Below are 19,946 nucleotides of genomic sequence, written 5' to 3'. Positions count from 1 at the left end.
CATGCGAGCCGACCCTCCCCTTCGAGGGGAGGGTAGAGATCAACTACCATGTCACGGCGCCGCGTTGAACTTGTCTGTCGTAACCGCTAAGGCATCCCTCCAAACGTTTGGGGAGAAACATGGCGGATACGGCACAGCCGACGGCAATCGCGCTTGAAGACGCGACGGTGGCATTTCGCGTGGCCGGGGATCGCGTCTATACGGCGGTGGAACAGGCCAGCCTCTCGGTGGCCCACGGCGAATTCGTCGCCATTGTCGGGCCGACGGGATGCGGAAAATCGACGCTGCTCAATGTCGCTGCAGGGTTGCTGAAGCCGGCGTCGGGATCGGTCAATATCTTCGACCAGCCGCTTGCCGGGCTGAATCGCGATGCCGGCTATCTCTTTCAGGCCGATGCGCTGTTTCCATGGAAGACCGCGCTCGACAATGTCGCCATTGGACTCGAGATCAAGGGCGCGCCGCGCGAACAGGCGCTGCAGCGCGCGCAGGGCTGGCTCAAATCCGTGGGGTTGGGTGCTTTCGGCAACCGCTATCCGCACATGCTGTCCGGCGGACAGCGCAAGCGCGTCGGCCTGGCGCAGGTTTTGATTCGCGATCCAAAAATATTGCTGATGGACGAGCCGTTCGGCCCGCTTGACGCCCAGACCCGGCAGATCATGGGCAACCTGCTGCTCGAATTGTGGAATGCCGACCGCAAGGCGGTGCTGTTCGTGACCCACGATCTCGAAGAGGCGATCGCGCTGGCCGACCGCGTCGTGATCATGTCGGCAGGGCCTAGCGCGCGCATCATCGGTGACTGGCGCGTAAAGCTGCCGCGTCCGCGCGATATTTCGGAAGTCCGCATGGAAAAGGACTTTCACGAACTGCACCGGGAGATCTGGGGCGTGCTGAAGGACGAAGTGATGAAGGGTTACGTGCAATCCACCCAAGCGGCAGGAGTTGGCTGATGTCCCGTTCGACGCTGCTCCTATTGCAATTGCTGGTCGCCGTCGTCGCGCTGGCGGTATGGCAGTTCCTCACCACCGTGCCGGTGTTCGGAAAAGTCCTGCTGCCGCCGTTTTTCTTTTCCAACCCTATCGATGTCGGCAGCCAGATTGTCAAATGGTTCTCGAGCGGCGTGATCTGGAAACACCTTATCATTACGCTGTGGGAATCCATCCTCGCCTTCGTGATCGGCTCGGTCGCCGGCGTCCTCGTCGGCTTCTGGTTCGCACGCCAGCCGCGCGTCGCCGCGGTGTTCGATCCCTACGTGAAAATGATCAACGCGCTGCCGCGCGTGGTGCTGGCGCCGATCTTCACGCTGTGGCTGGGGCTCGGCATCTGGTCCAAGGTCGCGCTCGGCGTCACGCTGGTGTTCTTCATCGTGTTCTTCAACGTCTATCAGGGCGTCAAGGAAGTCTCCAACACCGTGCTCGACAACGGCCGCATGCTCGGCATGAACGAGCGGCAATTAATGCGGCACGTCTATTGGCCCTCGGCGCTGTCCTGGATGTTCTCCTCGCTGCACACGTCCGTGGGCTTTGCTGTGGTCGGCGCCGTGGTCGGCGAATATCTGGGTTCTGCCGCCGGGCTCGGCTACCTGATCCAGCAGGCCGAAGGCGTGTTCGACGTCGCCGGCGTGTTCGCCGGCATGTTCGTGCTGTCGGCTTTCGTCATTTTGATCGACATGGGCGTAACGCTGGTCGAGCGCCGGCTGCTGGTGTGGCGTCCGGTAGCGGCGGAGGGGCGAGGGTAGGTCTTCGTTCCAAAACCCGTAGGGAGGACAAAGCCAATGGGGCGCGCGAATGCGCGCCCCGATGACAGGCTCAGCGTGCCCACCATTAGGATCGCGATGCGGGATGGATGGTGGGCACGGCGCGACGCGCCTTTGTCCACCGGTCTGGCGGCCGGCGGACGAAGGCCACACTAGATGGCGACATCGGATGCCAGCTTAAACTGCGGCGCAAGTTTCACGTCAGCGGTAATCGAGTTGGAAATGAAGCAGTTTTCCTTTACCTCGGCCATGATTGTTCGGGCGGCCGCGATATCAGCCTGGCTTTTCAAGACCAGGGTTGGCTGAACGCTGACTTCAACAATCCGATATTTGCCGTCGACGTTCGCCAGCAAGCCTTCCGCTGAGCTTTCATAGGCCACAAACTCCAGCCTCCTACTTTGGGCGAACGATACAAACGTCAGCATCATGCAAGCATTCAGCGCGGCGACCAGCATTTCTTCGGGAGCCCAGACGCCCAGGTCTCCCTTGAATTCAGGAGGACTGCCGATCTCGATGTCGGGCTTGTCGGGTGCGGATGTTCGGCCGCGGCGAGCGGTGTCCCAGACCAGGTTATTGCTGTACCGAAATGACTTGTATGTTTTCCCTGTTGCCATGTAATCCTCCAGTGTACTGGAACCGTAGGTGGGCAAAGCGAAGCGTGCCCACCATCTACACCCCACGATTACGCTGCATGGCGGGCACGGCACTGCGTGCCTTTGCCTACCCTACGAATTTGCGTCATTGCCTCGTCGTCATTGCGAGCGAAGCGAAGCAATCCATCGTGCCGCACGCGGAGACATGGATTGCTTCGTCGCTGTCGCTCCTCGTAATGACGTGACGGGAGCCGGCACTCTCAATTCAGCATTGTCATATCATCAGGGGCAGCCTTCTCAACTCCCGCGCACTGCTCTATCTTGCCGCCAACGAATGGAGGAACCCATGAAGAAACTGTTCGGCCGGCTGGCCGCTTCGCTGCTGGCGCTCACACTGACCTCGGGAATTGCCGCAGCGCAAAGCAAGGTCACGGTGGCGGTCGGCGGCGGCGCCTGCCTGTGCTATCTGCCGACCGTGCTGGCAAAACAGCTCGGCGAATATGAAAAAGCCGGCGTGGCCGTCGAGCTGGTCGACCTCAAGGGCGGTTCGGACGCGCTGAAAGCCGTGCTCGGCGGCAGCGCCGACGTGGTGTCGGGCTATTTCGATCATTGCGTCAACCTGGCCGCCAAGAAGCAGGAATTGCAGTCCTTCGTGATCTATGACCGCTACCCGGGCCTGGTGCTGGTGGTATCACCCGCGCGCACCAATGAGATCAAGTCGATCAAGGATCTGGCCGGCAAGAAGGTCGGCGTCAGCGCGCCCGGCTCCTCGACCGACTTCTTCCTGAAATACCTGTTGAAGAAGAACGGCCTCGATCCGACCAGCGCCGCGGTGATCGGTGTCGGCCTCGGCGCCACCGCGGTGGCGGCGATGCAGCAGGGCCAGATCGATGCCGCCGTGATGCTCGATCCCTCTGTCACCGTTTTGCAGGGCAGCTATCCGGATTTGAAGATACTGGCCGACACCCGCACGCAAAAGGACACGCTGGCAGTGTTCGGCGGCGAGTATCCGGGTGGCGCGCTCTACACCACGACGGCCTGGATCAAGTCGCACGAGAAGGAAGTGCAGGCACTTACCAACGCGATCGTCAACACGCTCAACTGGATCCATTCGCATTCGCCGGAAGAGATCATGGCGAAGATGCCGGAGGGAATGGTCGGCAAGGACAAGGCGCTTTATCTGGCCGCGCTGAAGAACACGATCCCGATGTACTCGCAAACCGGCTTGATGGATCCGAAGGGCGCCGACGCGGTGCTCGCGGTGTTCAGCGAGGGCTCGCCGGAGATCGCCAAGGCCAATATCGACGTGACCAAGACGTACACCAACAAATATGTCGAGCAGGCCAAGAAGACCACGGGTGCCAATCCGAAGTGAAGAAGGAATAGGATCGGCGTGAAATCGAGCGACGTGAAGCGATGAGTGGCACGAGGCCTCCGGCCATTCATCGCGTCAGCACGCTCGATCTTGTGGTCGAAGCGTGGGCGTGGCCGTTCGCGGAGGCGCGGCGCGCGGCGATCGATGCACATTTTGCCGAAAAGCAGCGCGAAAGGCCGCAACTGTGGAATGGCCGTGTGCTGCTCGGGCGCAAGCCGGTGTTCTCCGGCGATCGCTTCAGCGCCGGCTATTTCGAAACCGATTTCGCCAGTTTTCTGGCGTGGCGCGACTGGGGTTTTCCCGACGCGAGCGTGTTCAACGGTTTCGGCATGGGCGCGCTGCTCTGCGCCGACGGCGCCTTCGTGCTCGGCGAAATGGGCCAGCACACGGCCAACGCGGGACGCATCTATTTTCCGTCAGGCACGCCCGATCTCGACGACATCAGGGACGGCGCGGTCGATATTTCCGGCAGCGTGACGCGCGAGGTCGAGGAAGAGACCGGCCTTGCCCCGGGCGAATACCAGAGCGAGCCGCATTGGCACTGCGTCTACACCGGGCCCGCGCTCGCGATGATCCGCATCCTGCGCGTCGACATGGCAGGCGAAGTGCTGCGCGAGCGGATCGAGCGCAATCTGGCCTCGCAGCATCAGCCGGAACTGTCGGCCATTCACCTCGTGCGCAGCGCGCGCGATCTCAGTTCGGCAATGCCGCGTTTTGTCACGGCATTCATCGAGGCGCAGCTCGCTTCCAAGCCTTGACCAAGTAATGCGCTTGACATCTGGTCGCGCTATCAATGTGATAGGCGCCAACCAGAACAAGAAAAGTCGCAGTGCACAAAAAATAATCCAGGGAGGATTCCATGCCGGGGCGCAAAGCTGCACGCCTTCTCGTCGGGCTGTCTGCCGCAATCGCGGTGCTGGGGATGGCGGAGACCGCCGAAGCCCAGGAAAAGAAAATCAAGATCGGCGTCATCTACGACCTGACCGGCCCGCTCGCCGGCGGCGGCTCGGAGCTGCAATATATCGGCGCCAAGATCATGCTCGACCAGTACGCCAAGACCGGCGTCGAGGGTTACAAGGTCGAAGCGGTTTATGCCGACGCCCAGAGCAAGCCTGATGTCGCGATCAACGAGGCGGTGCGGCTGATCGAGCAGGAAAAGGTCGACATGCTGCTCGGCTTCTATTCGTCGGCGCAATGCGTGCCGGTCGCCGCGCGGGTTGAGCAGCTCAAGAAGTTCATGTGGATCACCACCTGCATTTCTTCCGCTGTGCTCGACAACAAGAACTTCAAATACGTATTCCGTCCGCAGGCCTCGGGCGACCAGTTCGGGCTGATGACGATGGATTTCATCGCCCAGAACTCGAAAGCGAAGCTCGGCAAGGAGCCGAAGGATCTGCGCGTCGCCATCATCCATGAGGACGGCGCCTACGGCGTCGACGTCTCGAAGGGCAACGAGGCCGGCGCCAAGAAGGCCGGCTTCAACATCGTGCTGAAGGAAGGCTACGCCGCCACCGCGCCCGATCTTTCCGCGCTGGTGACGAAACTGAAGCGCGCCCGGCCCGACGTGGTCTTCCACACCGGCTACAATCCGGACATCACTCTGTTCGGCCGTCAGGCGCGCGAGCAGGGCCTGAAATTCGCAGCGCTGGTCGGTCACGGCGCGGGCTATGGCGTCTACGAGAAGCTGAAGGAAGGTCTGGGCGGCGACGTCAATTACGTCTTCAACACCGATCCGATCTCGATCTGGCTCGCCAACCAGAAATCGATGGATCCGAAATTGCCGCCGGTCATCAAGATGGTCGGCGAGGAGTTCGACAAGGCCAAGCCGGGCGTTGCGATTCGCTCCGCGCATGTCGGCATGGCGGCGTCCAACACCTACCTGTTCCTGACCGAGGTGCTGCCGCGCGCCATCAAGAAATATGGCGGCGTCGATCCCGATGCGCTGCGCAAGGCCGCGCTCGAGACCGATATTCCCGAAGGCGGCACCATGCTGGGCTTCGGCGTCAAGTTCCACGGCGAGGGCACCCGGATGGCCGGTCAGAACGAACGCTCGTTCCCGGTGGTCATCCAGTATGTCGACGACAAGTCATATGTAGTGTGGCCGAAGAGTCAGGCGCAGCGCGAGGCCGTGCTACCGCTGCCGAAAGGAACGACGTTCAGCAACCAGTAAGAGCCGGGCAAACGGCTAGCGGAGGTTCTGGCGTGCTGACGGTAGAAGGCTTGGTGAAGCGTTTTGGTGGCTTCACTGCGGTGAACAACGTGTCGTTCCGGGTCGAGCAGGGCGAGATTCTCGGCCTGATCGGCCCGAACGGCTCCGGCAAGAGCACGATCTTCAACATGCTGTCGGGCACGCTGATCCCGACGGCGGGATCGATCCTGTTCGACGGCGCCGAGATCGCCGGCAAGGCGCCGCATCGCATCATCAACAGCGGCATCGGCCGCACCTTCCAGATCCCGCGTCCGTTTCACCGGCTCACGATATTCGAGAACGTGGCGCTCGCCGGCTATTACGGCCAGGGCAGCCATAGCCGCGCCAGGGCGGACGAGGCCGCCGAACGCGCGCTCGCCATGGTCGGCCTGCCGACGAACCGTCACGCTGGCGTCGATGGCTTAGGTGCCGCCGGCCTGAAAAAACTCGAACTCGCCAAGGCGCTCGCCACGGGGCCGAAACTTCTGCTCGCCGACGAAAGCCTCGGCGGGCTCGACGAGCACGAGATGGACCAGGCCGCCGACATGCTGCGCAAGATCCGCGACGAACTCGGCATCACCATCATCTGGGTCGAGCACATCATGGGCGTGCTGATGCGGGTGGTCGACCGCGTGATGGTGCTCGATCACGGCGAGAAGATTTCCGAAGGCTTGCCGAGCGCGGTGGCCAGCGATCCAAGGGTGATCGAGGTCTATCTCGGCACCGACGCGGATTCGAGCCAGGCCGCGGCGGCGGAAGCGCGCCGGCGGGCAGGGGTGTAAGAATGCTCGAACTCAGATCGCTCGATGCGGGTTACGGCAGCTTCCAGGCATTGTTCGGCATCAATCTCGACGTCAAAGCGGGCGAGGCGGTCGGGGTGATCGGCCCGAACGGCGCCGGCAAGACCACCTTGATGCGCGTGATCTCCGGCCTGATCCGGCCCATCAAAGGTTCGATCGCGATGGAAGGCCAGGACGTCGTAGCGACGCCGGCGCATCGCATCGTCGATCTTGGCATCGCGCACGTGCCGGAGAACCGCCGGCTGTTTCCGCGGCTCACCGTCGACGACAATCTGAAGATGGGCGCCTACATGCCGGGCGCGCGCGCCAAATATGCCGAGCGGCTGGAGTTCGTGTTCGACCTGTTCCCGCGCATGAAGGAACGGCGCGGCCAGATGGCCGGCACCATGTCGGGCGGCGAGCAACAGATGTGCGCGATCGGCCGCGCGCTGATGTCCGATCCGAAATTGCTCCTGCTCGACGAACCCTCGGCAGGGCTTGCGCCTGTCGTGGTGCAGCAGGTGTTCGAGCTAGTGAAGCGAATTCGCGCGGGCGGGCTGACGGTTCTGATCGTCGAGCAGAACGTGCAGCAGGTGCTGAAAGTGGTCGATCGTGCGTATCTGCTGGAGGCTGGCACCATCCGCGCGTCCGGCACGTCGGAAGAGATGCTGTCGACCGACACCATCAAGCAAGCGTATCTCGGGGTCTAGTAAATGCAGGCATTCCTCGACACCTTCGACATTTATCTGCTGGAAGCCGTGGTCAACGGCATCCTGCTCGGCGGCGTGCTGGCGTTGCTGGCGCTCGGGCTCAACCTGATCTTCGGCGTCATCGACGTCACCTGGATCTGCTACGCGGAACTGGTCATGATCGGCATGTACGGCATGTACTACATGGTCCAGGTGTTCGGCCTGCCGTATTGGGTCGCGGCTCCAATTGCTATCCTGCTGGTCGCAGCCCTCGGCGCGGCGCTGCATTACCTCGTCATCCAGCCGCTACTCACCGCGCCACCGATCAACCAACTGCTTGCCACCGGCGGCGTGCTGTTCATCCTTCAGAGCTTTGCCACCGTCGCCTTCGGTATCGACTTCCGCAATCTCGGCATCCGCCTGCCGGTGCTGGCGATCGGCGACATGCATTTCAGCTATTCGCGGCTGCTGGCCTTCGTCGCCGCCTTGCTCGGCATGCTGGCGATCTACTTCTTTATGAAGCGCACCTATACCGGCACGGCGATCCGCGCCGTTGCGCAGGACCGCCAGATCATGTCGCTGATGGGCGTCGATACCAAGCGCATCTATCTCATCACCTCGGCGCTCGGCGGCGCGCTGGCCGGCCTCGCCGCCTGCCTGCTGGTGCTGCAATATGACGTGCATCCGTTCGTCGGGCTGTCGTTCGGGCCGATCACCTTCCTGATCTGCGTGCTCGGCGGGCTCGGCAATTTCGTCGGCGGTTTCATCGCGGCGTTCGTGTTCGCCCAGATCATTTCGCTAGGCGGCCTGTACTCGGACCTCGAATGGGGTTACGTGCTGGCGTTCGCCTTCTTCATCGTCATGATGTTCATCCGGCCCGCGGGCCTTCTGGCGAGGCGCTCGTGAATTCCCGTCATGCCGCCTGGGGCGTCGGCCTCGCAGCGCTGATCGCGCTGCCCTTTGTCTATCGTGAGCCCTATCACCTGCACATCCTGGTGCTGATCCTGATCTGGTCGTTCGCCTACACCGCGTGGTCGATCATGGGCCGCTTCGGCCTGGTGTCGCTCGGCCATGGCGGCTTCATGGGCGTCGGCGCCTACATCACCGCGCTGCTCTGGAACCATCTCGGCATCTCGCCATGGATCGGCATTCCGATCAGCATGATGGCGGCTGGCGTGCTGGCGCTGATCGTCGCCTATCCCTGTTTTCGCTTCCGCATCACCGGGCATTATTTCGTGCTGGTGACGCTGGCGTTATCGGGCATCGTGCTACAGGTCATTACCGCCACGCGCGACTACACCGGCGGCTCGCTCGGCTATACGCCGAACCGCGCGCCCAGCGGTCACGGGCTGATGGCGCTGCAGTTCGACGACAAGACGACATGGTATCTGATCGCGCTCGCCGTCTGGGTGCTCGGCCTTTTTATCTGGCGCTGGGTCGACCGCAGCATGAGCCGCTACGCCATGGAGGCGATCTCGGCAGACGAGGACGCCGCCGCCGCGGCCGGCGTCAACGTGACGGCCGAAAAACTCAAGATCACGCTGATCTCGGCGCTGATGACCGCGCTGGCGGGCGCGCTCTATTGCCAGTACCAGATGTTCATCTCGCCCGACACCGTCAGCGGCATTGCGGTGTCGCTGCAGATGGTGTTCGCCGTGATCGTCGGCGGGCTTTACGTTTCGCTCGGGCCGACCGTCGGCGCCATTATCACCATCCTGCTCGCCGAAGGGCTGCGCATCGGCTTCGGGACCAAGGCGGTCGGTTGGGACAATCTGGTCTACGGCCTCCTGCTCGTCATCTTCATCATATTCCTTCCCAAGGGCATTCTTGGTAGCGTCCTCGACAGACTGAAGACGCAACCCAAGCCCTCCGGGACGAAATGAGCAAGAAATCCTCGCAAGCCCTCGCCGATGAATTGAAGCCCTATGTCGCCCCGTTCCGTTACGATGGCTCGGGCGAATTTCATCTCAAGTCGCACAAGACCAACGAGAAGGGCACCCTCGACAAGGAGCAGGCGACCAGGATTATCGAGGCCAACCGTAAGCGGCTGAACGATTTTCAGGAAAAACTCTACGCCCAGGACCGCTGGTCGCTGCTGCTGATCTTCCAGGGCATGGACGCGGCCGGCAAGGACAGTGCGATCAAGAGCGTGTTCGAAGGCGTCAACCCGCAGGGCTGCGAGGTCACTTCGTTCAAGCAGCCGTCGACCAAAGAACTCGATCACGACTTTTTGTGGCGCAGCATGATCGCGCTGCCCGAGCGTGGCCGGATCGGCATCTTCAACCGCTCCTACTACGAGGAATGCCTGGTAGTGCGGGTCCACACGGAAATTCTCGCCAGGCAAAAGATCCCGCAGCAGTTGGTGATCAAGGATATCTGGAAGGAGCGCTTCGAGGACATTTCCGCGATGGAGCGCTATCTCGCGCGCAACGGCACCGTGATCCTGAAATTCTTTCTCAACGTCTCCAAGGGGGAACAGCGCGAACGCTTTCTCGAGCGGCTGGAGGACCCCGCCAAGAACTGGAAGTTCTCGATGGCCGATGTCGGCGAGCGCAAGCTGTGGGCGAAATACCAGGCCGCCTACCAGGACATGATCCATCACACCGCGTCGCAGGCGGCGCCCTGGATCGTGGTCCCCGCCGACCATAAATGGTTCGCCCGCGTGGTGATCGGCTCGGCCATCGTGGCCGCGCTCGACAGCCTCGATCTGCATTTTCCAAAAGTCGACAAGGCCGACCGCAGCGACTTCGCCAAAGTGCGGGACGCGCTGCTGGCGGAGGAGAAAGCGAAGTAGGGTTGGGCGCACTTGCGCCGTGCCCACCATCGGTGCCGAGTACGCGGCGGAATGGTGGGGCACGCTGCGCTTTATCCACCTACAAATTCTGGATCGGCCGGTTTCGCCAGCACGCGCCAGGGCAAGACAGTTCCGTAAACAAATATTAACCAACCGGGACCGTTGTAAACGAATTATTAACCAATTGGGTTCGGGATTGGTGACGCGACAAACCCGCACCAAGGGAGAAGCTGATGGACACCCCAACGTCTGCCGCACCCGATGAAAAAACGCCTCCGGCGGAATCGGCTTTGGCGACACAACTCAGCAAATCGGAAACGCAAGAGAAGTCGAAAACCTCTGGTTCGCTGGAGGTCAGCGCCGAACGAATCAGCTCTTCCGTCGCCCGGTTGACATCAAATTCGATAGACGAACTTCAGGGATTGGTTTCCGAGCTGCAAAAAATGCAAGAATTCCTGAAGTCGGAGGTCAACAACGTGCAGCGCCAAATCGACAGCGCGTTAGCCGGTATTAATATCATCGTCGAAACCATCAGTCCGTGGAAAAGTATCGCGGGCGCGGGCTCACAAACCCATTCATCCGGCACTCGCAATGTCCGCGCGGGGGGGCCGGCGGCCAATATTGAGCAACGCATGCGGGTCGGGTAGCGACGGCGGGCGCGCCGCTCGCCGATATTTGCTGGCTCGGTACACGGTGCGAATTCCTTAGGCCACACTCCCGGCAGAACTGCCGTCGGCGCAGGACGCGCCTCATCCTGGCTGTCCGAGCGCGTCCGTTGTACAGTGTGCACAAGAATGAACGCCGGATCGCCACAGCCACGTCACCAAATCGCCTAACGACTCAACGACGCCTGTTGTAGCGGGCCGCGGGCGATGCGCATGGGTGTAGCGATGATGCGCTTTGGGTCCAATCTATGTCTAACTCCGGCCCTGAGTGGGCTGATTATGGTCGCACTGCTCGTGCTTGGCGCGATCGTCGTTCAAAGTGTCGGACCGGCTGAAAATGGTGGCGGAGTCTTCACTGCGTCCGAACGCAGTGAAGTCCGCACGCGCGCAACCCCTGAAAACGGTGGCCGAGTTGCCCTGGATATCGGTGTCGCAGACCTGAGAGGGTCGCTGCCGTAAGATAATTTGTTGGCCGGTGACGCGCGGATTGTCTGGTGCCATATACCCGGGCGGCATGGTGGGCACGCGGAGCCTGTCATCGGGCGCCCGGTGACAATAGTATCAGCCAGGTCCGGAAAGATGGCGAAGTGCACGCAGTTCCTTTGCGGCCGCTTTCATGAGCGGCCTTGCCTGCTCATCCTCGCGGCCAACGATGATGCCGGAAACATAGGCGCGGGCGCGCCTGTCTTGCGGTGGCGCCTTTAGTGCCGCTTCCGCCGCCATCTTTCGATCCGCAATGAAGTCGTTCAGCGAGCCCAGGGAATCCTGGATCTTCTTCGCATGTTTCGACAGACGCGCGAGCACCTTTCGATCGCGCCTGCTGCGGAAAAGGCTTTCGAAAAATTCGGCCGCGTATCTGAGCTTCTTCATCCTGATCCGGAATTTGTGCCGCTCGGGCGCCGTCATCTCCTGCAGCTTGCCTGCGTCCTTGTGTGCCTTCCTCAAGCGCCGCTCCAGCAACTCCGCGGCGAACTTGCCAAGTTCACTGTTTGCGGCATCTGTCCGGCCGCGTTGCGCCTCGATCCACTCGAGCACATCGACCAGCAGCGCACGGCATCGCGGCGAATCGACAGCCTTCCTGGCCTGCGCGAGCGCCTCGGTGCGTTTCTCGGCAAACTGCCTGGCGATGGCTTTGCCGCCCCGGCGCGGTGTTATTTCGCGGGCGACAGGGCCAACCTTGTCCTCCAGGAAGACGTCGAGCTCGCGCGCGCGGGCGAGTTCGTTTGTCAGCCACCTGAGTTCTGTCTTGATCTTTTCGGTTTTCGTCTCGGGCAGCATCTTCGAAAACAGCGAGATGGCCGCGCGCAAGCGGCGCAAGCCTACGCGCATTTGATGCACGCCTTCCGGATCAAGGCTGCGGACGGCATGAGCGTTTCCCGAAAAATGGCGAAGGGCGGAGCGGGCGATGGTCCGGAAACCCTCGATGGCGGTCATTCGCTTTCCAAGCTCGATTGGCTCGGCGAAAACAGCTTGAGCGCGCTTGCCGTTGACGAGATCGTAGCCCTGGTCTGCCTTCGCTCTCAAACAAAGCTCGGCCCCGAGCTTTCGCTCCAGCGCCTTCGCGACGCGAAACAGATCGCTCGCTGGACCGCTTTTCAATTCGACTTCAACCTCCTCGATGCGTCCTGTGTGCTCGGCCGCGACAATCCTGCCGTGATCAATGGCTAGTTCCAGTTCGCTCCGTTTGGTGCGGACCGGCATGGTGATGCGATGCACCGAGGTCTCGAAGATCGGCTTCAGCTTGCGGCGCAGCTTTTTCGAGGCCAACCGTTCCAGCGGCGTACCGTTCGCCCCGTCGAGATCGGGAGTGCGACCTCCTATTTCGGTTTCCCACTCGCCGCGGCCGAACTGTGCGCCGGACGTCTGCTTGATCGTTTGTACGTGCTTGCCGCCCGATTGCCGGACCCGGAGCAGAAGTCCGCGCCGTTTCAGCTTGTGTTTCCGCGTGTCGAAATAGGTCGACAGCAGATCGCTCTCCGAGCGCTTGCCGATTTTGCAGCCGGGCACGGTCAATCTGGGACTGGACCCGAGATTGCGCCTAGGCATACGGAACTTGATTTCGGTCTCAACGCCCATGTGTTGCTCACCTGACGCTACAGGTTGGTAACGTCGGAAAGTGCTTCCGGATGCCTGACCGCAGCCCCGTATCCTTGGCCATTAGGTCACCTATTCTGACCCTCTTTTGGCATTGCGGCCGGCCAACATTCTCGTCTAGAACAACCCCGGAACGGCGTCCCGGCAACGAACCGTCAACGGTTTTAGCCGAGATTTGAGCGTCCAAAAGGGTCTGGCAATGCTGATTCGCAGCCAAAAGCATGGAGTTCGGGGTGGAGCGGCCAAGGCTGCCCCTGTTCGCCCGGCTGCGTCCGCGCCCACCCTGCTTCTTGGCGGGCTTCTGCTTCTTATCGGCCCCTGAGGGCCGTCTGGGCGTTTGCGCCTGGGCACTCAGGGGTTCGCGCGAGATCACCAGACCCTTCAGCGCCCATGAGAGGCGGCGCTACTACCCAAAAGGAATTCAGAACATGACCACCGCCAACAAGTCCGAGAAGGACCGCGTCATCATTTTCGACACCACCCTGCGTGACGGCGAGCAGTGCCCGGGCGCGACCATGACGTTCGAGGAAAAGCTCGAGGTCGCCGAAATGCTCGACGACATGGGTGTCGACGTCATCGAGGCCGGTTTCCCGATCACCTCGGAAGGCGATTTTCAGGCGGTCAGCGAGATCGCCCGCCGCTCCAAGAACGCCGTCATCGCCGGCCTGTCGCGGGCGCATCCCAAGGACATCGACCGCTGCGCCGAGGCGGTGAAGTTCGCAAAACGCGGCCGCGTCCACACCGTGATCGCGACCTCGCCGCTGCACATGCGCGTCAAGCTGAACATGACACCGGAGCAGGTGGTCGAGCTTTCGATCGCCAACGTCACCCGCGCCCGCAACCAGATCGACGACGTCGAATGGTCGGCCGAGGACGGCACCCGCAGCGAGATGGATTTCCTCTGCCGCATCGTCGAGGCCGTCATCAAGGCCGGCGCCACCACGGTGAACATTCCCGATACCGTCGGCTATACCGTGCCGGAGGAATACACCCACTTCATGAGGACGCTGATCGAGCGGGTGCCGAACTCCGACAAGGCGATCTTCTCGGTCCACTGCCATAACGACCTCGGCATGGCGGTGGCGAACTCGCTGGCCGGCATCGCCGGCGGCGCCCGCCAGGTCGAATGCACCGTCAACGGCATCGGCGAGCGGGCGGGCAACGCTGCGCTCGAAGAGATCGTGATGGCGATCAACGTGCGCAACGACAAGTTTCCGTGGTGGAACAAGATCGATACCACGCAGTTGACGCGCGCCTCGAAGCTGGTCTCGGCGGCGACCTCGTTCCCGGTGCAGTACAACAAGGCGATTGTCGGCCGTAACGCCTTCGCCCACGAGAGCGGCATCCATCAGGACGGCGTGCTGAAGGACGCCTCGACCTACGAGATCATGCGGCCCGAGATGGTCGGCCTGAAGCAGTCCTCGCTGGTGCTGGGCAAGCATTCCGGGCGTCATGCGTTCGTCCACAAGCTGGAAGAGATGGGCTACAAGCTCGGCCCGAACCAGCTCGAAGATGCCTTTGCGCGGATGAAGGCGCTGGCCGACCGCAAGAAGGACATCTACGACGAAGACATCGAGGCGTTGGTCGACGAGGAAATGGCGGCCTCGCACGATCGCATCAAGCTGACCTCGCTGACGGTGATCGCCGGCACCCATGGTCCGCAGCGCGCCACCATGAAACTCGACGTCGAGGGTCAGACCAGGATCGAGGAAGCCGAGGGCAACGGCCCGGTCGACGCCGTGTTCAATTGCATCAAGCGGCTGGTGCCGCACGAAGCAAAGCTGGAGCTGTACCAGGTTCACGCCGTCACCGAAGGCACCGACGCCCAGGCCGAAGTCTCGGTGCGGCTCTCTCATGAGGGCCGTTCGATGACGGCGCGCGCCGCGGACCCGGACACGCTGGTCGCCTCGGCAAAGGCCTATCTCGGCGCGCTCAACAAGATCGTCATGAAGCGCCAGCGCGACATGCCGGCGCAGGCGGCGGGCTGACGACGCCGCGTCGTTCCGGGTTCGGTGCTGGGCATCGCCCCGGAATGACGTCGATGACTCACAATGTAACGCGGCGCTTAGGCGCCGCGTTTTTGCGTGAGCTTTCGACGCCGTCATCTCCCAAACTCGTTAACTCATCGGCCCGACATCGGAGTTGCGTCTTGCCCGAATGGCCTCAAAGAGGCCCGTCAGCCAGCATCCCGGGCAACCGCCGAGAAGCAAGACGGCACCGATCAGCAGAGGCAGAACGAGCCAGCCGTAAGCACTGCCACAGGCAAAAGCCAACACGAGCAGGATAATGGCTCCCAGGCCGCGCAGCCCGTGAACGGCTATTGACTGAGTGCAATGCATGGGTCGTTCTCGGACCAGAATACGGGAGTCATTGCGGCTTCGATAGTTGCGGCGGCAGCAACGGCATGACCCGTCCGGCGGCCCATGCCAGCATTGGCCGGCCGAGCGCACTGGCCATTCCGGCGATCAAGGCGGCCATGCCGAGATTCCATATCAGGATCATGATCGTCGCATCGAGACTGTGCAGGAGAGATAGCGCGAACGATGTCATGGCGGCGACCGCCAGTCCTCCCACCGTGCTCACCATGGTCGGCCGCAATGGCGCCGCGTAGCGCAACATGATCAGCATTACGACCGACAGAGGCACGCTGGTCATCAGGAGCGTTGCAAAGCAACGGGCGGCTTCGCCCATCCGGATTCCATCCGGGCTCATGCTGACCCAATCGGTCAGGCAACCATAGCCGATCGTCGACACCCATACCGCGAATCCCGGCAGCGGCAACAACAGCCACCGGCGCGGAGACTCCGGCAGGTTCAGCTTGAAAGACGCCAATGCCGCCAGCACGGCCGTCGCAAGCGCGCCAAACATGCTGACAACAAAAACCGGCTGCCTCAGCCGCATTGAAAGATCCGGCCGCACGCCGTGTACGACGCAGAGCAGCGCCAGGATGAGGGCAGCCAGCGCGAGCCAGATGCAGGTACGCCATAGCGGAGGAGCCAGCCTTCGGACTGGAGTTGCCGACTCGACAAGCGTATCGATGAGTTCGGACGTTTTCCTCACGACAATTCGCCTTTCAGCAACTTGCGCAGGTTTCTGATGGCGCGATGGGTCGCGACCTTCAGGGCAGAAATCGACCGGCCGCTGGCTTGCGACGCCTCCTTCAGCGACATCTCTTCGAGCTTCATCATTCTGATCGCGTCGCGTTGGTCGGGCGGCAGCTTGTCGATTGCGCCCACGAGAGCAATCTCAACCGACCTCTCACCGAATAGCTTCGCCGGAGGGGCGGCAAAGGTTTCATGCTCGGTCGACAGTTCAATCTCGCGAGACCTGCGCCGGGTTTGACGGCGCAACTGGTCGATGATGCGGCGATGGGCGATGGCGACCAGCCAGGGTCCGAACGGCCGCTTCGGGTCGTAGGTTTGTCTGATCGAATGGACCGTCATCAGGACATCCTGGACCGCGTCTTCGAGATCGCTTGACGATCTCAGATATTTGATGGCGATCGACCGGACATAGGGCTCAACTTCCGTAAGCAGGGTGCGATAAGCCTCGCGATCGCCATCCTGGGCACGCGCCATAAGCGCCGACCATTGCCCGCGGGAACCTTGCCCGGTGATCGACGCAGGCGTACGAACCAGCGTCAGCCTGGGAGTCTCGGAACAGGGAGGATTTTCCTTACTGCGACCCGGCATCTTGAAGGTTCGTTCTCCTGACCCGATGCCTGTCTGGATACACCCGCCCGCCCGGCCACGACAGACAAGAATTTTTCGCCTGGCCGCTAACCTTTGCCGCGGCTGCCTCGAACCTCCAGTCTTGAACCTCGCGAAAATAGATGCCGCTGCTGCTGCGGGCGCGTAACGTTTGCGGCCCCCGAAACGTAATTCATCCAGATCAACAAGGAGAATGCCATGCTGACCCGCCGATCCATTCTTGGAGCCGTGTTTGTTGCCGGAACGCTCGCCGCTGCGCCGGCGTTCGCGGATAACGCGCATGCGTTCGATGCCAAGGCCTTCGCCGCGGCCCAGAAGGCCGGCAAGCCAATTCTGATTGCGGTTCATGCGCCGTGGTGCCCGACCTGCAAGGCGCAGGCCCCGATCCTGAGCGATCTGAGGGCTGATCCAAGGTTCAAGGATCTCATCTATTTCGTCATCGACTTCGACAGCCAGAAGGATCTGCTCAATCGCTTCGGCGTCCGCGCGCAATCGACCCTGATTGCCTTCAAGGGCGACAAGGAAGCGGCCCGCTCGGTCGGCGATACCAAGCGGGACTCGATCTTCGCCATGGTCGGGAAAGCCGTCTGACTTCGTCGTCGAGCGTGGCGGAAAAGGTGACTAGGAGATGGGGAAACGGCGATGACGATCGGCAGTACGTTTTTGGCGTTTCTCGCAGGAATCCTTTCGATCCTTTCACCTTGCGTGCTCCCGATACTTCCAATCGTCCTGGGTGCTGCGGCATCCAGTCATCGTCAGGGACCTTTGGCGCTTGCTGCCGGATTGTGCCTCTCATTCGTCGGCATCGGATTATTCTGGCAACGGCGGGCCACTCGATCGGATTGGATGCCGACCGGCTGCGCTACGTCGCGGCGACGCTGATCATGCTTGTCGGCATCGTGCTCGTCGTTCCGCGGTTACAGGCGCAGATCGCAGTTGCAGCGGGCCCAATCGGGAATTGGGCCGATGGCAGGTTGCTCACGAGCCGCGCGGACGGCGTTGCTGGACAGTTTTGGATCGGGGTGCTGCTGGGAGCGGTATGGAGCCCATGCGTGGGGCCGACACTTGGAGCAGCGTCCTTGCTTGCCGCTCAAGGCAAGGATCTTGGCCAGGTAGCGCTGACGATGTTTGCGTTTGGCATCGGCGCGGCATTGCCACTGCTGGGGCTGGGATGGCTCTCCCGGGAAACGATGGCGCGCTGGCGTGGCCGATTGTTAGCCGCCGGCAGCGGAATGAAATTTGTGCTCGGCCTTTTGCTTCTCGTCGTCGGCATGCTCGTCATCTCGGGGACGGACAAGGCGCTTGAAACCCTCCTGGTCGAAGTTTCGCCGGAATGGCTGACTAATCTGACCACGCGGTTCTAGAATCTTATGAAGCTGTATTGGCAAGTCGCACGCGAAGGGTGGTGTCGGTTACCTGAAAATCTGAAACCCGGTTGGGAGAAGTCCGATGAAATTCATTTTCGTTTTCTTGGCACTTCTGTTTGTGACGCCGGCTTCGGCGGACGACGGTATCATTACCAAGTCCAGCAACCACTCGGTGAAGGATACCATTTCGCGGTTTGCGGCGGCGGTGAAATCAAGGGAAGGCGCAGGGTTCATTGTGTTCACCGAAATCGACCACGCTGCTGCGGGAAAGAAATTCGGCATTGATATGCGCCCACGCACGGTGGTCATCTTCGGCAATCCGAAACTCGGCACGCCGGTTATGGCAAAGACGCCAAAGCTGGCGATCGACAATCCTCCGAAGGCGCTTGTTTGGGAGGATGATCAGGGCAAGGTATGGCTGTCTTATAATTCGGCCGACTATCTGTATAAAACAATCTACCCGCGGCATGGACTGGAGACTCCGCCCAACTACGCGGCGTTCACGAAGGTCTTGAACGACATAACCGACGAGGCGACGAAATAGCAGGTGGCTTTGACGGGGCTCGCTTCCAGCGCGCCGCGGGCTCGATGCCGCCCGGAATGACATCAATCAATGAATGCGGCGTCGTTGGCGCCCGCGTGTTCGGGGCTTCCAGCCTGGTCCGCGGCTGGTTCGCCGGTCCGGTTAATTTGGTTTGCGTCCCCTGATGGCGTGCGCACGAGCGTCGCACGTCATGCGGCCGTCGTGGGCCTCGGGAAGGCGGGCGCGTATCCGGCTCTTGAGCAGGTCGACATCTGCCGATGGCATGGCGGCAAGGATAGGGGCAATCGAGGGCGCTTTCAGGTTGATCGTCCAGAACTCGTCGAAACTCGCGTAGGTCCGTTGCACGGTGATCTCCCGTGTCTCCACAGCCTCAAGGCCGGCGCCCGACCACAAGTTTCGTAGCTCCTCCGTTCGGGACGCGTCCATTCGCGGCGGGCGCGGTGGCGCAAGGCCCATCGCACGCATCTCGATGTGGACGGGATCCAGCGGGAATCCGCCACCCATCATGTCCCATATATAGGTCGCGACCGTCCCGCCCGGGCGAACCACGCGAACCATTTCTTCGACGCCTCCCGTTGGCTCGGGAACGAAGACAAGGACCAGCGCCATGACGGCTGCATCAAACTGCTCGGCGGGAAAGGGAAGCGCCATTGCGTCGCCTTGGCGAAAATTCGCCAGGCGTGCCGCCGGTCTCAGGCGAGCGAACGCCAATTGCCCTTCCGAGGGATCGATACCTTGTACTTCCGCGGGCGCGCACCGTTCGATCAGGAGTTCGGTGAATGCGCCATTACCGCAGCCGATGTCGATCCACCGCAAGTCTCGCGATGGAGCCAGCCAGTCCAGGAAGACTTCCCCGACTTTCCGGCTCCAAACCCCCATCAACTGCTCGTAGGCAGCGCCGTCATCGAACCGGATTTGTTGTTCGGCCATTTGCAATCTCCGTAACTAACTGTAACGCGCAAACTTTGGGTGCAAGGTGAAATCGAGATGCTGCGCGGTTTTGGCATGGAGCGGGCAGGTGGCTCGCACCGGCGAGCGGTGAAATGAATTTTTTCGAGGTCCAATTGGATCTATGTTATCCGAAATATCGAATACTCGATATGTCCGGTATTCAGCAGCCGGCTCTCAAGCGCGATTTCTCGTGCGGCGGCCTGCGTCACATCAACCCGACCGGGCAAATCAGTTCTGATTTTCCGAAATCTTGTCAAGCCCGGGAAGCAAAAAGAATCAAAAATATTCCGCTTAACTTCCGGGGCAAATCATCGGCATATTTTCGCCCGTCTCACCCATTGAGGGGCGCTCGCGATCGTCACGAACGTGCGGTGAGATGCGGTGGACGCGGAAGGCGCAAGGACGTATGCGCCGGAAGCGTACGGCGAAGTCGTGTGGTTCTGG

Annotated in this window: 19 protein-coding genes and 1 pseudogene; 15 read left to right on the top strand and 5 right to left on the bottom strand. The window is 61.5% G+C overall.

What is annotated here, in order from left to right; all coding sequences use genetic code 11:
• The first annotated feature begins 119 nt into the window (after positions 1 to 119).
• Both LMTR13_RS31075 and LMTR13_RS31070 read left to right on the top strand, forming a co-directional pair.
• Positions 120 to 947 carry an ABC transporter ATP-binding protein gene (locus LMTR13_RS31075; RefSeq protein WP_065731091.1) on the top strand — a complete coding sequence of 276 codons (828 nt, stop codon included), beginning with the start codon at positions 120 to 122 and terminating at the stop codon, positions 945 to 947.
• On the top strand, positions 947 to 1,735 hold the full coding sequence (locus LMTR13_RS31070; protein WP_065731090.1) for an ABC transporter permease: 789 nt from the start codon (positions 947 to 949) through the stop codon (positions 1,733 to 1,735). The genes LMTR13_RS31075 and LMTR13_RS31070 overlap by 1 nt, the downstream gene beginning before the upstream one ends.
• A 170-nt stretch (positions 1,736 to 1,905) precedes the next feature.
• Here the strand turns inward: LMTR13_RS31070 and LMTR13_RS31065 are convergent, their stop codons facing one another.
• On the bottom strand, positions 1,906 to 2,367 hold the full coding sequence (locus LMTR13_RS31065; protein WP_065731089.1) for an OsmC family protein: 462 nt from the start codon (positions 2,365 to 2,367) through the stop codon (positions 1,906 to 1,908).
• 325 nt (positions 2,368 to 2,692) lie between these two features.
• On the opposite strand from LMTR13_RS31065, the gene LMTR13_RS31060 reads away from it, so the two are divergent.
• The 9 genes from LMTR13_RS31060 to LMTR13_RS31020 all read left to right on the top strand — a co-directional run bounded on the left by LMTR13_RS31060 (position 2,693) and on the right by LMTR13_RS31020 (position 10,818).
• Entirely contained in the window at positions 2,693 to 3,721 is a 1,029-nt protein-coding gene (locus tag LMTR13_RS31060; RefSeq protein ID WP_065731088.1) for an ABC transporter substrate-binding protein, read from the top strand.
• A gap of 41 nt (positions 3,722 to 3,762) precedes the next feature.
• Positions 3,763 to 4,479 carry a hypothetical protein gene (locus LMTR13_RS31055; protein WP_065731087.1) on the top strand — a complete coding sequence of 239 codons (717 nt, stop codon included), beginning with the start codon at positions 3,763 to 3,765 and terminating at the stop codon, positions 4,477 to 4,479.
• Between the two features lie 101 nt (positions 4,480 to 4,580).
• Positions 4,581 to 5,891: an ABC transporter substrate-binding protein gene (locus LMTR13_RS31050; RefSeq protein ID WP_065731086.1), complete on the top strand. Its 1,311-nt coding sequence runs from the start codon at positions 4,581 to 4,583 to the stop codon at positions 5,889 to 5,891.
• 32 nt (positions 5,892 to 5,923) lie between these two features.
• Complete coding sequence (locus tag LMTR13_RS31045; RefSeq protein ID WP_065731085.1) at positions 5,924 to 6,691, top strand: ABC transporter ATP-binding protein; 768 nt, start codon at positions 5,924 to 5,926, stop codon at positions 6,689 to 6,691.
• Positions 6,692 to 6,693: 2 nt separating this feature from the next.
• Positions 6,694 to 7,398 (top strand): ABC transporter ATP-binding protein, encoded by a 705-nt coding sequence (locus LMTR13_RS31040; protein WP_065731084.1) that lies wholly within the window; start codon positions 6,694 to 6,696, stop codon positions 7,396 to 7,398.
• 3 nt (positions 7,399 to 7,401) lie between these two features.
• Positions 7,402 to 8,283, top strand: a complete 882-nt coding sequence (locus tag LMTR13_RS31035) for a branched-chain amino acid ABC transporter permease (RefSeq protein ID WP_065731083.1) — start codon at positions 7,402 to 7,404, stop codon at positions 8,281 to 8,283.
• The gene (locus LMTR13_RS31030; protein ID WP_065731082.1) at positions 8,280 to 9,260 is read left to right on the top strand and encodes a branched-chain amino acid ABC transporter permease; all 981 of its coding nucleotides are present in this window, start codon (positions 8,280 to 8,282) and stop codon (positions 9,258 to 9,260) included. The genes LMTR13_RS31035 and LMTR13_RS31030 overlap by 4 nt, the downstream gene beginning before the upstream one ends.
• Positions 9,257 to 10,171 carry a polyphosphate kinase 2 family protein gene (locus LMTR13_RS31025; RefSeq protein ID WP_065731081.1) on the top strand — a complete coding sequence of 305 codons (915 nt, stop codon included), beginning with the start codon at positions 9,257 to 9,259 and terminating at the stop codon, positions 10,169 to 10,171. The genes LMTR13_RS31030 and LMTR13_RS31025 overlap by 4 nt, the downstream gene beginning before the upstream one ends.
• Before the next feature lie 233 nt (positions 10,172 to 10,404).
• Positions 10,405 to 10,818, top strand: coding sequence for a hypothetical protein (locus tag LMTR13_RS31020; RefSeq protein WP_065731080.1), 414 nt, complete (start codon positions 10,405 to 10,407; stop codon positions 10,816 to 10,818).
• 579 nt (positions 10,819 to 11,397) lie between these two features.
• Here LMTR13_RS31020 and LMTR13_RS31015 read toward each other — a convergent pair.
• Positions 11,398 to 12,912: a CYTH and CHAD domain-containing protein gene (locus tag LMTR13_RS31015; RefSeq protein ID WP_065731079.1), complete on the bottom strand. Its 1,515-nt coding sequence runs from the start codon at positions 12,910 to 12,912 to the stop codon at positions 11,398 to 11,400.
• A 446-nt stretch (positions 12,913 to 13,358) separates the two neighbouring features.
• Between LMTR13_RS31015 and LMTR13_RS31010 the strand changes: the two genes are divergently transcribed.
• Positions 13,359 to 14,918 carry a 2-isopropylmalate synthase gene (locus tag LMTR13_RS31010; RefSeq protein ID WP_065731078.1) on the top strand — a complete coding sequence of 520 codons (1,560 nt, stop codon included), beginning with the start codon at positions 13,359 to 13,361 and terminating at the stop codon, positions 14,916 to 14,918.
• Between the two features lie 379 nt (positions 14,919 to 15,297).
• Here the strand turns inward: LMTR13_RS31010 and LMTR13_RS31000 are convergent, their stop codons facing one another.
• Both LMTR13_RS31000 and LMTR13_RS30995 read right to left on the bottom strand, forming a co-directional pair.
• Positions 15,298 to 15,990: an NrsF family protein gene (locus LMTR13_RS31000; protein WP_065731076.1), complete on the bottom strand. Its 693-nt coding sequence runs from the start codon at positions 15,988 to 15,990 to the stop codon at positions 15,298 to 15,300.
• Positions 15,987 to 16,622 carry an RNA polymerase sigma factor gene (locus LMTR13_RS30995; protein ID WP_083219295.1) on the bottom strand — a complete coding sequence of 212 codons (636 nt, stop codon included), beginning with the start codon at positions 16,620 to 16,622 and terminating at the stop codon, positions 15,987 to 15,989. The genes LMTR13_RS31000 and LMTR13_RS30995 overlap by 4 nt, the downstream gene beginning before the upstream one ends.
• A 216-nt stretch (positions 16,623 to 16,838) precedes the next feature.
• Here LMTR13_RS30995 and LMTR13_RS30990 point away from each other — a divergent pair, with 216 nt between their 5' ends.
• The 3 genes and pseudogenes from LMTR13_RS30990 (at position 16,839) to LMTR13_RS30980 (ending at position 18,551) form a co-directional block, all read left to right on the top strand.
• A complete protein-coding gene (locus LMTR13_RS30990; protein WP_065731074.1) occupies positions 16,839 to 17,231 on the top strand; it encodes a thioredoxin family protein in 393 nt (130 codons plus the stop codon).
• Positions 17,232 to 17,282: 51 nt separating this feature from the next.
• A pseudogene (locus LMTR13_RS30985) lies at positions 17,283 to 18,004 on the top strand (cytochrome c biogenesis CcdA family protein).
• Between the two features lie 85 nt (positions 18,005 to 18,089).
• A complete protein-coding gene (locus tag LMTR13_RS30980) occupies positions 18,090 to 18,551 on the top strand; it encodes a DUF302 domain-containing protein (protein WP_065731073.1) in 462 nt (153 codons plus the stop codon).
• A 141-nt stretch (positions 18,552 to 18,692) separates the two neighbouring features.
• Here LMTR13_RS30980 and LMTR13_RS30975 read toward each other — a convergent pair whose 3' ends face one another.
• Positions 18,693 to 19,481 (bottom strand): class I SAM-dependent methyltransferase, encoded by a 789-nt coding sequence (locus LMTR13_RS30975; RefSeq protein ID WP_065731072.1) that lies wholly within the window; start codon positions 19,479 to 19,481, stop codon positions 18,693 to 18,695.
• Between the last annotated feature and the right edge of the window lie 465 nt (positions 19,482 to 19,946).

This window comes from Bradyrhizobium icense, assembly GCF_001693385.1.
GTDB lineage: Bacteria > Pseudomonadota > Alphaproteobacteria > Rhizobiales > Xanthobacteraceae > Bradyrhizobium > Bradyrhizobium icense.
The sequence above is the reverse complement of the archived record's forward strand: the minus strand, read 5'-3'. Positions and strand labels throughout refer to the sequence as shown.